The sequence below is a fragment of the Mesorhizobium sp. A623 genome (genome assembly GCF_054489405.1).
In genome coordinates this window covers 1-12,995 of record NZ_JBTMXB010000003.1, presented here as the reverse complement: position 1 = coordinate 12,995, position 12,995 = coordinate 1, and the positions used below count along the sequence as shown (strand labels likewise).

General features: G+C 59.8%; 11 protein-coding genes and 1 pseudogene. 11 read left to right on the top strand and 1 reads right to left on the bottom strand.

Annotation, left to right across the window (positions count from 1 at the left end; translation table 11 throughout):
• Nucleotides 1-24: 24 nt before the first annotated feature.
• Entirely contained in the window at nt 25-1,809 is a 1,785-nt protein-coding gene (gene recJ / locus ACX3P1_RS04030; protein ID WP_459078271.1) for a single-stranded-DNA-specific exonuclease RecJ, read from the bottom strand.
• A 230-nt stretch (nt 1,810-2,039) separates the two neighbouring features.
• Between recJ and ACX3P1_RS04025 the strand changes: the two genes are divergently transcribed.
• The 11 genes and pseudogenes from ACX3P1_RS04025 to ACX3P1_RS03975 all read left to right on the top strand — a co-directional run.
• Complete coding sequence (locus ACX3P1_RS04025) at nt 2,040-2,792, top strand: tyrosine-type recombinase/integrase (RefSeq protein WP_459078270.1); 753 nt, start codon at nt 2,040-2,042, stop codon at nt 2,790-2,792.
• 83 nt (nt 2,793-2,875) lie between these two features.
• Entirely contained in the window at nt 2,876-3,178 is a 303-nt protein-coding gene (locus ACX3P1_RS04020) for a hypothetical protein (RefSeq protein ID WP_459078269.1), read from the top strand.
• 240 nt (nt 3,179-3,418) lie between these two features.
• On the top strand, nt 3,419-3,622 hold the full coding sequence (locus tag ACX3P1_RS04015) for a helix-turn-helix transcriptional regulator (protein WP_459078268.1): 204 nt from the start codon (nt 3,419-3,421) through the stop codon (nt 3,620-3,622).
• Between the two features lie 346 nt (nt 3,623-3,968).
• Nucleotides 3,969-6,332: a bifunctional DNA primase/polymerase gene (locus ACX3P1_RS04010; protein ID WP_459078267.1), complete on the top strand. Its 2,364-nt coding sequence runs from the start codon at nt 3,969-3,971 to the stop codon at nt 6,330-6,332.
• 280 nt (nt 6,333-6,612) lie between these two features.
• Nucleotides 6,613-6,780, top strand: a complete 168-nt coding sequence (locus ACX3P1_RS04005) for a hypothetical protein (RefSeq protein WP_459078266.1) — start codon at nt 6,613-6,615, stop codon at nt 6,778-6,780.
• A 511-nt stretch (nt 6,781-7,291) separates the two neighbouring features.
• Nucleotides 7,292-8,344 carry a hypothetical protein gene (locus tag ACX3P1_RS04000; protein ID WP_459078265.1) on the top strand — a complete coding sequence of 351 codons (1,053 nt, stop codon included), beginning with the start codon at nt 7,292-7,294 and terminating at the stop codon, nt 8,342-8,344.
• Nucleotides 8,345-8,539: 195 nt separating this feature from the next.
• Entirely contained in the window at nt 8,540-9,040 is a 501-nt protein-coding gene (locus ACX3P1_RS03995; RefSeq protein WP_459078264.1) for a hypothetical protein, read from the top strand.
• A complete protein-coding gene (locus ACX3P1_RS03990) occupies nt 9,027-9,320 on the top strand; it encodes a hypothetical protein (protein WP_459078263.1) in 294 nt (97 codons plus the stop codon). Before ACX3P1_RS03995 ends, ACX3P1_RS03990 begins: the two co-directional genes overlap by 14 nt.
• Nucleotides 9,320-10,438: a phage major capsid protein gene (locus ACX3P1_RS03985; protein WP_459078262.1), complete on the top strand. Its 1,119-nt coding sequence runs from the start codon at nt 9,320-9,322 to the stop codon at nt 10,436-10,438. The genes ACX3P1_RS03990 and ACX3P1_RS03985 overlap by 1 nt, the downstream gene beginning before the upstream one ends.
• A gap of 169 nt (nt 10,439-10,607) precedes the next feature.
• Nucleotides 10,608-10,841: a cold-shock protein gene (locus ACX3P1_RS03980; RefSeq protein WP_459078261.1), complete on the top strand. Its 234-nt coding sequence runs from the start codon at nt 10,608-10,610 to the stop codon at nt 10,839-10,841.
• An 804-nt stretch (nt 10,842-11,645) separates the two neighbouring features.
• A pseudogene (locus ACX3P1_RS03975) lies at nt 11,646-12,995 on the top strand (hypothetical protein); the annotation flags it as partial.

Below are 12,995 nucleotides of genomic sequence, written 5' to 3'. Positions count from 1 at the left end.
CCCGCTGACCTGTGCGGGCGTCGCTCAGGCGAGCGCCGCGTCGACGATACGGAATTGCACCGTCTTGTTGCCGTTCCAGTAGTTGCCGGACAGCGAGCCGGCAACGTGGACGGTCTTGCCGCGATTGTTGAACAGGAAATTCCCAAGCGCCGTATCCGCCGCGCGAAAGGCCATGGCCTGCACCCGCCCGCCGCTGGCTGATTGCAGTTCGACACGAATGTGATTGGTGCCGACCAGCCGCGCATCGGCCACCCTATGACGAGGCAGGACAAATACTGGCGAAACATGCCCTGCCCCGAACGGTCCCGCCTTTTCGAGCGCATCCAGCAGAGCAAGCATTGCGCCTTCCGCGGCAAGGGCGGCATCAATGTGCAGCGCCTCCTCATCCTGTAGACGGAACACGTCGGCCGCCGCCTGCTCTTCGAAAAAGGCCCTGAGCGCACCGAGTTTCTCTCGTTCGACCGTAATGCCGGCAGCCATGGCGTGGCCCCCACCCTTGACGATCAGCCCGGCATCCGCCGCTGCCCGCACCAGACGGCCGAGGTCGAAGCCGGCGACCGAACGGCCCGAGCCCGTTCCCGTGCCGCTCCCGTTGAACGCGATAGCAAAGGCCGGGCGGCGGGCATGGTCTTTCAGGCGCGACGCGAGCAGGCCGACAATGCCTGGATGCCAGGCGTCGCTGGCGGTGACGACAACCGCTGGCCCATTGCCGCCGGCAAGCTCGGCATCGGCCTCGGCGCGGGCTTGCGCCAGCATCTCCTGTTCCATTGCCTGCCGCTCTTGGTTGAGACGGTCGAGTGTTTCTGCAATGGTTTGCGCCTCCACCGGATCGTCGGTGGCAAGCAGCCGGCTGCCCAATGCAGCGTCGCCAATACGTCCCCCGGCATTGATGCGAGGCCCGATCAGGAAGGCCAGGTGAAACGGGCCTATCGGCTCGCCGATGCGCGCGACCCGCGCCAGGGCCGCCAATCCGGCGTTCTGTTGCTGGCGTATGACCTGCTGTCCCTTGACGACAAAGGCACGATTGACACCGGTGAGAGGCACCACGTCGCAGACGGTTGCCAAGGCCACCAGATCGAGCAGGCCCAGAAGATCCGGCTGCGCCGCGTCGGGAAGACTGGTGCGCAGGACCTTTGCCGTCTGCACCAAAGCGAGAAAAACGACGCCGGCTGCACACAGATGCCCCTGCCCTGAAAGATCGTCCTCGCGGTTGGGATTGACCACGGCGCGCGCCGCCGGCAACGGTCCGCCGACCTGATGGTGGTCGAGCACGACGACATCAGCCCCGGCAGCATTGGCGGCGTCGATGGAAGGGGCGCTGTTGGTGCCGCAATCGACGGTCACGATCAAGGTGGCGCCACGCGAAACGAGATCGCGCATCGCTTCCGGGTTCGGGCCGTAGCCTTCGAAAATGCGGTCGGGGATGTAGATTTCCGACGGCACGTCGAAATGCGCGAGAAACCGCTTCAGTAGCGCCGACGAAGCAGCGCCATCGACGTCATAGTCGCCGAAGATCGCCACTTTTTCCCGCCGCACGATGGCTTGGGCGATCCGAGCCGCTGCCTTTTCCATGTCGGTCACGGAGGCAGGGTCGGGCAGCAGTTCGCGGATCGTCGGATCAAGGAAGCGTGCCGCATCGGCAGCGCTGACGCCGCGTCCGGCCAGCACACGCGCGACGATGTCGGGCACGCCCTGCCCCTGCGCTATCGCCAGCGCCACCATGTCTTGCCTTTCGGTCAGTCGGTGCTGCCAGGAAACACCGGTTGCCGAGCGCCGGACATCGAGAAAGAAACGCTTTTCGCCGGTCATGCGTGAGGTCGTCTGTGAATCGCCATGCTGCACAATAGGCGACACGCCAACGGGACGGTATCCGTATTCGACGCCTTTGCGCATCCGGAAAGAACACGGCGCCACAAGGGCGCTAAAATAGCCAACCTTTTCAACAGAGAATTTCCGCAACTCCTTGCAAATCATGGAGTTGCGTTGACCATATCGTTTTTTGTGTCCATAGTATCAACCTGATTTGTTGGGTAAATAGTATGGTAAGACACAAACTCACTGATGCTAAAATCAAGGGCGCTAAGCTGCCCTGCGTCATGTCGGACGGCGGCGGACTCTATATAAGAGTGCACGCCGGTGGCAGCAAAAGTTGGTTTTTCATATACCGCAGAAACGGCCAGCGACGCGAACTTGGACTCGGCGGCTTCGCTGGTACGGCTCCGGTTAGCTTAGCGAAGGCCCGCGAAAAGGCAGATGCGTTTCGCCAGATACTCGCGGATGATCGCGACCCTTATGCAGAGCGGCTCGCGGCAAAGGCGCAGCGAGTGACGTTCGGCGATCTGGCCGAAACCTACATGCGCGAGAAGAACGAATGGACAGCGCACACCGAAAGGGAATGGCGGCGGCATCTATTGGAGCACTCGGCCAAGCTCAAGACCGTTGCCGTCGCGTCGATCAACACCGAACTGGTAGAGGCCACACTGCGCCCCTTATGGGATACGAAGCCAGCCACAGGCCAGCGTGTGCGCGGCAAGATCGAATCCGTTCTCGATTATGCGACGGCCAAGAAACTGCGCGTCGGTGATAATCCGGCAAGGTGGTCCGGCCATTTGGAGCATATACTAAAAGCGGCCAGCCGTGTCACGGGCGACAATCACGCTGCCCTGTCCTATAATGGTGTTGCAGCCTTCCTTCGCGCCCTAGACGCCACCACAGCAGCACAGTGCCTCCGGTTTGTCATCCTAACCGCCTGCCGAAGCGGCGAGCACGAGAGGCGAAATGGGCTGAAATAGACATGGAGGCCGCGCTATGGTCGATTCCGGACGAACGAACAAAGACTGGCAAACCGCTCGTCGTGCCGCTGTCTGATTCCGCCATGGCTGTCCTACGCGCCCTGCCGCGAGGAGAAGGCTACATTTTCGACGGTGTTCGCAAAGGCCGGCCAATCGGCAACTCGGCGATGCGGTCCTTTACCGGCGCGGCGGGCTGCACTGTTCACGGCTTCCGATCCAGCTTCAGGGACTGGGCCGGCGAGGAAACCAGCCACCCGCGCGAGATCGCGGAATGGTCGCTAGGCCACAAGGTGGGTGGCGAAGTGGAGCGTGCATATCGGCGCGGCGACGCGCTGGAGAAGCGGCGACAGCTTATGGGTGAGTGGGCGACCTACTGCGCATCATAAATAATTCCTGACGCGGACGATTTTTTTATTCCGCCAGTTGACACTGGATTCCGAGTCGCTCCCTGTGGACGTCACGGTTATCAAAACCGCTAGTGCCACGCGCACTGATTCTACAGCACTGCCGCAGCGCCGAGTTGCGGGAACCAGCCTGCAGTAACAAGGCCAACAGGCCACCCCACACACATTTCTAAATCGAGTCGAACTGCGTCCGAAATCCGTTTCGGCGCGAGAGGAGCCATCATGATTCACGCGAACGACAACGTTCTCGTTTCACTCAACGACGCCGCGCACATGACCAGCATGTCGCGGTCGATGCTTAATAAGTACCGCGCAGATGGGCGCTTCCCTAGTTCCGTGCAGTTGGGAGAGCGGCGCGTCGCATTTTTGAAAACTGAAGTATCTGCCTGGATTGACCAGCGCATTGCCGCGAGGGCAGCGGCGTGAACGGCATTGGCCACAACTCTTATGTTGCTAGCAATTTAAACCACCACCACCACAAAAAGAGCCGCACCAAGACGGCCAGCACTTACTACCACCCCACAGGGAACCAAAACATTGAAAATCTTATCTATCCGACCGCTACCGCATGGTGGCGGAGAGAGGAATCTCGCGCGTTTTGACGTCGAGATCAGCGAGCACCTGCGGCTCTATGGGCTGCTGTTGCGGCAATGGCCAGACGGCACTAGGCGCATTGCATCACCGACCGCCAACGGTCGCCATTTCGCTACGTTCCATTCCGCGCTTGCTGCGGAAATCACGGACTTTGCATCTCAAGCTTACGAGGGCCTCAATGCCGACCACCGCTTCAGCCACTAAATCCAACCCGCTCGTCGATCTCCGCGTCAGCCTGATCGAGAACGGCTATCGCATCATCCCGGTCAAGGGAAAACGTCCCATTATTAAGAAATGGTCGCGTCTGAATATCGACGCCGCGCAGGTCGAAAGCTACACACTCCGGCAATACCCAGACCATGAGAATACCGGTCTGCTTTGCGGCGAACTGGTCGGCGTCGACATTGATGCGCCTGACGCTGGGATTGCCGAAAAGCTGATCGCCCGCTTCATGGAAATCCCTGGCGCACCCGATCTGCCGCGCCGGGTGGGCAAGCCGCCGAAAGTCATGTTCGTATCGCGAGCCAACGAGCCACGGGAGAAGGCTGCGACGCCAGAATTCATAGTCAATGGTCAGAAGCATCAGGTCGAGATTATGGGCATCGGCCAGCAGATAGTAGCCTATGGAATCCACCCCGAGACGCTGCAGCCATACACATGGTCGAACGGCGATCCGCTGACTATTCCCCTCGCTGATCTTCCAGTCATTGCGCCGGAACATCTCGATGCCTTCCGCGCCGATGCAGAAACCATATTGGCAGCAGCAGGCGAACCGGTCCGGAAAGCCGAGCACCCGGCGCGCAAACCGTCCGGTGGCGAATCGTTCTGGACGCGCGTCAACTCCGCATCTCTCGCCAAGGCAGAAGCGTGGGTGCTGACGCTGTTCCCGCATGCCCGACAAGAGGCCGGCACCGGAGCGTGGCGCGTCACGTCGAAAGACCTTGGCCGTTCGTTGGAAGAGGACATCTCGATACACTCTTCGGGTATCCAAGACTTCGGGCGCGAGAAGCCGGAGACGGCGATCCAGTTAGTCTTGGATTACGGTGGCGCACCTACGCCGAAGGATGCTGCATTCTGGCTGTGCGAGCGAATGGGCGTTGAACCCGAAACACTCGGCTGGGAAATTCGAGCGCCGGTCACTATGCGCTTTGGTGCGGCTTCAGCGCATCCAGAAGCTGCGAATGATGACGATCCCGGCGAGGATGAAACGCCCGAGAATATCGAAACGCCTGCAGGGCTTGCAGACCATCTATGCTACCCGCCCGGCGCTGTTGGCGAGTTCGTCCGGTTCATCGAATCGTGCTCGCGGTTTCCGTCGCCGCATCTGGCTTTGGTGTCAGCACTGGCGCTCACGGCAGGGATTGTCGGTCGCAGATACAAAGGACCGACCGGGCTTCGTTCTAATATCTATATCGTCGGTCTGGCGGAATCTGGCTTTGGCAAGGACATAACCATCCGGGCAGCAGAAGCCATTGCCGACAGTACATCAGACGGTGACAAGGTTTCGCAGGCGATCTTCACGGACAAGTTGCGCAGCCTGCCCGGTCTGGCTGGACGATTGCGGCTATCACCTTCCTGCATCTCGACGATCGACGAGTTCGGCAAATTCCTGTCACTTCATACTGGGCGAAACGTGGCGCCCCATAGGGAGGAAATCACCACCGCACTAATGGAACTGACCGGAGCGACACAAGGCACCTGGGGCGGCGCAGAGAAGGCAGGCGGCAACATCGCGCGCATCGTGCAACCTTGCTTTTCCATCCACGGGATTTCCACCCCGTCGACATTCTGGCAGGCGCTTTCTTCCGGCAACATCTCCGAGGGGCTTCTTGGCCGTCTAATACTGATTGACGCCGGGGACACGGAACCGAAGAAGGTTCGCAATCCTTCAGGCTCTCTCGATGCAGTGCCTGAAGAGATAGCGGGCCGGGTAAACGATCTGCTTGGGAACAGCGGCAGCATCTATGGCGCTGGCGCGTTCTACGTCCTGAGCGCGAAGGCCGACGAAAAGCCGTGGCCGATCATTACCGCGGAATTCGCTCCCGGTGTCGATGATCTTTTCGAAGGTTTCGACGACAGGATGCGCGCAATGCGCTCGACCTTGGATCCACAATACCGCCCCATCCTCAACCGCGTTGGCGAGAATGCGGCCAAGCTGGCTCTTATCGTGGCCATCGGTTGCGATCCCAAAGAACCGGTCATCACGGCAGACATCCAGAAGTGGGCGAACGAGGTTGCGGAAGCATCGTTCCTGTCCATCGTCAGGGGATCAGATGACAACATCGCCGACAACGATAAGTCAGCGGAATATCTGCGCGTGCGCCGCATAATTGAGAAGTCAGGCACCAACGGTCTGCAATCCGGAATCATCACGAAGCGGTTGCGCGGAGCCATCGACAAGAGGCGGCTTGAGGACATCAAGGCGTCACTCAGGGAAGCCGGCGAAATCTATTTCGCAAAGCTGGTCGCAGACAGCGGGCAAGTTCAGTTCCGCTTCTGGACTAAGGAAAACTTGCCATCGAGCGCGGAGGTTTTGACCTGACAGCCATGCTCGAAGGCGTGGTCAAGGTATGGCGCAAGGCATGGCCGGTGACCATGGCTTCGCACCCAAGGCATGGCCGGTTTGCTTCGACTGACCATGCCTTGACCATGGCTTTGGCCATACCTTCGAAAGGGGAATATATAATAAAAACAATAATATAATACAAAGGTATGGTCAGAATGTAGAGGGGGTGTCCCACGACGACGTTTCTGCCCGTTTTTGGGGTGTGTGTACCCCTCCCGACCATGGCTTCGAAATTCATCAGATTGGAGGCAACAGCATGACCACCACCGCGACCACCGACGAACCCATCCGCGATATGACAGGCCGACCTGTCGCAACCGCCAAGCCACGTCTCGGCAAGCGGCTATCATGGGCCGACCTTTGGGCGATGCGTCCCGACCTGAAGCCCGACAACCAGAACGATCACAAGAAGGACGCCGCATGAGGGGGGCCATGCAACTCCAGGCCGCCGCTGCCCCGTACCGGTCGGGCAGTCGAGCGTCATCGCTAATACAGGAATTCCTATGAGGACTCACGCGCGTGCGCGCAACGCGCGCGAGGGGCCACTTTTCTTCCGCCATTATGCACGCGCGCAAATGTTCCTGGTGGCGTCGGTCATGGAGGATGCGGCCCCCGACTTTTTCGACCGCCCGGCCGGGGGTGCCAAAACTCCGGAACAGACTCCGCCCCACACCGGTCGGGCTCCAACGCACGCGACGCCGCAGGTTTTCATCTGTTTTTTTAGGGGGCGCTATCAGAAGTCCAAGCCCCGGCCAGCCCGTACCGTCGCCATCCAGACGCTGTGCAAAACGTGTAGAAAAAACCTTTCGCCCTCCATGCCGGGGAGCACCCAAACTCGACCGACTGCCCGGCCCATACCGGCCGGATAGGAAAATACTTGCATCCGCAAAACTGGAAATTTGAGCCGCATCAAGACGGCAATAATTGGAGGTAAAATGGACACCGAAATCACAGATTTGACTGGCAGGCACGCCCGTTTCGACGGCGCCTATCGCGGCAAGCGCATAAGCTGGCAAGCCTTTCGCGAGGTAACGCGCACGCCATCGGGCGAAGCCGGCCGCCGTGCTATGGTGCGTGTGGCGCCGCACTGGTACGTCAATGTCACTTCGGCCGCGGAGATTGGCCTGGCCGGTTCTGTTGCGTACGCAATCGCTGCCACGTCGATTGGCCGGCCTGATGGTTGCCCAATCCCACCTGGCGCGTACGAGCGACCGAAGCTGAAACGCCCGCGCCCTGAGCCGCGACCGAAGCCGCAATATTGGATGGGCCGAGAGCGCCGTTTCCCGCACCGCTGGAGCGATCCGACACGCTTCTGGAAGGGTTGGGCGCCTAAGTCCACAGAGGCCGCCAGCAAGCCTATGTCGGCGCTTCTACGCCCGTTGTCGGCTACTGCTCTTGCGCGCACTGCAATCGCGTCTGCGACCGCCCCAGCGCCGATTCAGCGGGCATCAATAGCGCGGCGCAATTCGCTGGCCGAAGAGCACACCGCAGGCCGCCTTTCGGCCAGGCATGTCACCGCGCTCGATTGGTTTACGAACATGCACCGCGAGGACCTGAGCCGCTCGGAAGGAATGCGCAGCAGTAGCGGCGGCTCGGAGAAGGTAGATTGCTCCGTACGGGATCCACTTGCGCTGTGGCCGGCTGAAGCCGAGGCGGACAGGGCCATTCGACTCCGCTGGCGATTTAGGACGCTTGGCCCGTTAGCGCGCATCGTGTGGCGTGCATTGAACGGCGCTGAAATGGCCGACCTGGCGCCCGCGTGGAGGTTCTCGCAGCGGAACACGGCGGAAGCTGGCCGCATCCGATTGCGCGCCGGGCTTGAGCTATGCGCCATCATGGCCGAGCGTGACGTCGACAGGCTTCCGATGCGAGAAGTGCTGGCCGTGGTGCAGGCCGCGTGCGCTGAATGCGCCAGGCTCGAAACAACGCGAAGAATGCGTGTGTTGATTCCGGCGAACGATAACAAATTTCAACGTATGGTGGCATAAACCTGACACTGTGGCGGGTTTCATCTGTTGATTACTTTAGTCTTTCTGGCTTCGCGCAAGGGTGAGTGGCGGTTTTTGCTATTGTAGAATTATAGGAAGTCCTTTCGAGGTGTTCAGCTTCCTGCAACTGGGCCGCTTTCCACATAGGGAAGCGGTCTTTTTTTATTCATTCGCCAAAAACAAAGGAGGCAAGCCGTGAAACTTTCGGAATGCGTCGAAATCCTTGCGCGCCGCCTTAACGTGAACCGCGGTCGCACCGCTGCAATCGCCAACCGGCTCCAGCACGCCGGGCTGGTGCAGATGGCCGAGGCGAAGAAGACGCCGCCCGAACTGGCGCCCGACGAAATGGTGGCGCTACTGCTCGCGGTGTTGGCGGAGACTGGCGTGGCAACCGCAGCGGCCCATGCAGCCGACTACGCGGCCATGACGTCACTAGATGGCTATCGGCTGCGCGAAACCCTGCTGGCCGTTATTCGCGGTCAGGTTCAGCCGGGCGACATCATCGTTCGCGAAGGCGGCGTGTCGGCAAACGTGAACGGCGCGCACGTTGTTTTCGGACATCCCGCGGAAGACGGCACGGCGCGGTTCGCGGCCGGCACCACCCTGTCGGCGATAGTTGCCGAATTACAGGGCGCAACGCCGGGCGCGGCTGACGCCGTGGCGGCAATCACAAGGATCCATAATGGATATCACTGAACTCCTCGATGCAGCCGCTCGCGCGGCGGTCGAGCACGGCGATGTTGTCGCCGAACATCTGAAGCCGGGATCGGACGAACGCTGCTTTGTATGGGATCGCATCTACGCCAACAAAGAGCAACGCCTGCGCCTCGACGCGAAATTGGCGGAATGCGTCCCCCAATTTCGGGCGCAAGTCGCAGAGGCTGAACGTCATCTCGCGGAAGAGATTGAAGACACGAACAACCGGCTCGCACGATTGCGCGCTGAAACCCCTGAACTCTACAAGGACGATAACTAATGGCAAATCTTGCTGAAATGATTACTGAGCTTGGCAACAACTTCAACGAGAAGGCTGGCGATTTTTCCACTCGCATCTCCGAACTTGAGAAGCGCGCCGCTCGCGAGCCTTCGCGCGACTACATTGCCGCCAACGACGACCTCCCGCTTTCCGCCGCGTTGCTGGATTCGAAGGACGTCCAGAACCTGACATCCACGTTCCGGGGGCGCGCTGTCGTCAAGCTTCAGGATGAGCGCGCCGATATTACTTCCGGCGACGGCACGGTAGGTGCTGGTCGCTCGGCCGGAACCAGCCTTGTGCCTGGCCATCGCGTTCCAGGTATCCTATCGCCCTACCAGCGCGAACTTCGCCTTCGCGATGTCATCGGCTCTGCCCGCACCACCAGCAATTCGGTCGAATGGGCGAAGGAAACAGGCTTCACCAACAATGCTAGGCCGGTGACTGAAGGCACGACCAAGCCGAAGTCGGACCTGACGTTCAACCTGGTGACGTCGCCAGTTCGCACGATTGCACACACCTTTAAAATCAGCCGGCAGATGCTGGACGACGCTCCGGCCTTGGCGGCGTATGTCGGCCGACGCGGTACCTATGGGCTGCAGTTTGTTGAAGAACAGCAGGTGCTTTCGGGGTCTGGCGCGGGTCAGAATTTGAACGGTATCATCCCGCAGGCGTCGGATTTTACCCCTGTTTTCTCCGGCACGGCGGACTCCGCGTTTGACCGCGTTAACCAGGCCATCAGCCAAGCCGAAGACGCAGAGGTTCCGGTCAATGCCATCGTGCTCAACCGCCGTGATTGGCGCCGCATGCTAGGAATCAAGGACGGCGACGACCGCTATATCAGTGCGCAGTCTCCGTTCGGCTTGCAGGATCAGCGGCTCTGGAACCTCCCGGTGGTTGCGACCAATGCAATGAGTGCCGGCGAGTTTCTCGTGGGCGCCTTCCAGGACGGTGCGACGATCTTCGACCGGCTCGACGTCGAGGTGCTGCTGTCGACCGAAAACGAGGACGATTTCGTCAAGAACCTCGCGACTATCAGGATCGAATCGAGATTGGCGCTCGCCGTGTTCCGTCCGGAAGCGTTCATCTATGGCGACCTATATCCTGCTACCAGCGAGTAGCTAACACCATGCCGCGCCGGGAAAGACGGGCTCGCTCGGTCCGCAAGGTGCGTCGCGTGGCGCGGAGGCTTTGGCCTTTAATGGCGCGCGCATCATGAGCATTGCCGCACTGTGGTTCCCCTTGGCTCTCGCCATGCACAGTGCGGCTTTCCATTTTCAGGAGACATAAATGCCTACAGGCAGAATCATCACCTACATCGAAAAGCGCGGCTTTGGCTTCATCCAAGCGCAGCCGGATAACATGTTCTTCCACTTCACCGCATTGCCCGACGGCTGCATCCCGCAGCGTGACGACTGGGTTCGCTACGAAATTCAGACCGGCCTCGACCGTCGTCCGCGCGCGATCAACGTGGTCCCCGTCGATGCTGCCGCTATCGAAGAGGTGGACAGAGTTTTCGGATAGGGGGCGGCTCAGAAGTCTAAGACCGCTCGCGCCCCGTACCGCTGGTCCCGCATTGCGCACGCATCCGCAATTGAAAATATGACCCTTATGCACGCCATCAAACGTGACTTTCACGTTAATGTTGTGTGCTTCCCGAAAACGTGCGTTGCATATTTCCGCGAGTGTAACCAATCTGGTGACACTTCGGGGAACGGGAGGCAGCAACAACTGCCTCCCGCCCTCTCCGGGGAGCCAACTGGAAAGCGGGTCTACGGTCAGTCATTCAGCGACACCGTAGACCCATCCAGCTTTCACAATTTACAATAGTATTGTCTCCCCTGCCTGTTCAGGGGGGTTGTTTCCCACAGGCATTTTGTTCCCTGTGTGTTCCCGTAGATATCGCGTGCCCTAACAGATGTAGGAGCTATTTCTCGATAGCTGATTGCCGGCGGCGGTCTCAGGTTACGACCCTGCGATTAAAAGTCGAATGAAAGCTGACCTGGCCAAGACCGAAAATGAGCACGTACATGCTCAAGTCGGCCGAAGCGCGTACGAAGGTACGCTCTAACTTTCACCGCTTGTGACCTCAACATTCTCATATTGACGTCTCCCTATTGCTTGAAGCGGGAATAAGCCCGCCACTCCAGCAAAGCTTCATTGCTTTGCCGTCCCGCGTGGCGAGTACAGCCGAAACTGCTCAAACAACAGGTTGCCGCCGGCAACCACCTAATCTTGTAGCCGATTCACTTCGTACGTGGCGCATATTTTTAATCTGTGCCCGTAATTCACACGCCCGCCACCGTGCGGGCTTTTCAAGGAATCCAAATGACATCGCTAATCTACAACACCGGCACGGTTTCCGTGTCGAACGGCTCCGCTGTGGTTACGGGCAGCCTGACCGGCTGGGCCGTTGCCTTGGTAAAGGGTGGCGGCTTCTCTTGCGCAGGCATGTCTATCCCGATTGAATCGGTCGAAGACGACACACACCTGACGCTGGCCTATGCTTGGCCCGGCACTAATGGCGCTGCGGCCGTTTACGCTATCTCACGCGACTCCAGCGAGGCCGTGCAGGCTGCCTGGACGAACGACCGACTGGCAACCATCATCCAGCGCCTGTCCTTGGTGGGCGTCCATCCAGACGGCAGCGGCACCATTGCGGAGCGCGATGCTTTGTCGCCTACTCCGGACAATGGCTTTTTGTGGCTTCATGCCGAACCCGGCGAAGCGCTTGCTTTCTATCGCAAGGTGGCGTCGGGGTGGGAAGGGCCGTATCCGGTTGATGGCGAGGGTCCGCGCGGTGCTGCGGGCGCGGCCCAGGTTACGGGCACGTCCACGTCCAGCGTTGCCATTGGCACCGGAACCAAGACATTCACCGTTGTCGAGGACGACCGCGGCTGGTTGGCTGGCGGCAGGCTGCGTGTGTCGGATGCAGCGACGCCCGCCAACTTCGTGGAAGGCGTCGTTACCGCGTACTCCGGGCATACGCTGGCAGTCGCGGTAGACGTAACTGGTGGTTCTGGCACCAAGGCGGCTTGGAACATCAATGTCGCCGGCCAGAAGGGAGCGAGCTTCGTTTCGAAGGGCGCTTATGCGGGCGCAACGGCTTATGTGCCGGGTGATACTGTTCTTTATAATGGCTCAAGCTGGGCGGCTAAAGCTGCCACGACCAGCAATGCACCTCCTGCCTTGCCTGCGACTTCCAACACCTATTGGCAGTTGCTTGCAGTCAAGGGAACGGACGGAACCGGCATTGGTGACGTTGTTGGCCCCGCGAGTGCGGGTGCCGACCGGATAGCTGTGTTCAGCGGGACGACTGGCAAGCTGGTCAAGGATGGCGGGAAGACGGTTGCGGAGTTGGCAACTGCCGCTCAAGGCGTGAAGGCGGATAGTGCCTATCAGAAAAGCAACATCCTCGGGACTGTCTCGCAATTGGCAGGAGTTCCGACCGGTGCCATCATCGAGCGCGGCAGCAACGCTAACGGTCAGTATGTTCGTTATGCAGATGGAACGCAGATCTGCACCATTAACAACATTACTCTCGCGTATCAGAACGCCGCCTCGGCCGCCTACACTTGGACACTTCCTGCCGCAATGAACGTGACCTTAGACCCTAAACTTCCTCCATGTTTTGGTAGAGTCCGCCCACTTTTGGAGACGGACAATGAAGCGCAGCAG

What these genes read in the sequence shown, in the direction of transcription:
- recJ (WP_459078271.1), bottom strand. Translation starts at nt 1,809, where the DNA reads ATGACCGGCGAAAAGCGTTTCTTTCTCGATGTCCGGCGCTCGGCAACC.
- ACX3P1_RS04025 (WP_459078270.1), top strand. Translation starts at nt 2,040, where the DNA reads ATGGTAAGACACAAACTCACTGATGCTAAAATCAAGGGCGCTAAGCTG.
- ACX3P1_RS04020 (WP_459078269.1), top strand. Translation starts at nt 2,876, where the DNA reads ATGGCTGTCCTACGCGCCCTGCCGCGAGGAGAAGGCTACATTTTCGAC.
- ACX3P1_RS04015 (WP_459078268.1), top strand. Translation starts at nt 3,419, where the DNA reads ATGATTCACGCGAACGACAACGTTCTCGTTTCACTCAACGACGCCGCG.
- ACX3P1_RS04010 (WP_459078267.1), top strand. Translation starts at nt 3,969, where the DNA reads ATGCCGACCACCGCTTCAGCCACTAAATCCAACCCGCTCGTCGATCTC.
- ACX3P1_RS04005 (WP_459078266.1), top strand. Translation starts at nt 6,613, where the DNA reads ATGACCACCACCGCGACCACCGACGAACCCATCCGCGATATGACAGGC.
- ACX3P1_RS04000 (WP_459078265.1), top strand. Translation starts at nt 7,292, where the DNA reads ATGGACACCGAAATCACAGATTTGACTGGCAGGCACGCCCGTTTCGAC.
- ACX3P1_RS03990 (WP_459078263.1), top strand. Translation starts at nt 9,027, where the DNA reads ATGGATATCACTGAACTCCTCGATGCAGCCGCTCGCGCGGCGGTCGAG.
- ACX3P1_RS03985 (WP_459078262.1), top strand. Translation starts at nt 9,320, where the DNA reads ATGGCAAATCTTGCTGAAATGATTACTGAGCTTGGCAACAACTTCAAC.
- ACX3P1_RS03980 (WP_459078261.1), top strand. Translation starts at nt 10,608, where the DNA reads ATGCCTACAGGCAGAATCATCACCTACATCGAAAAGCGCGGCTTTGGC.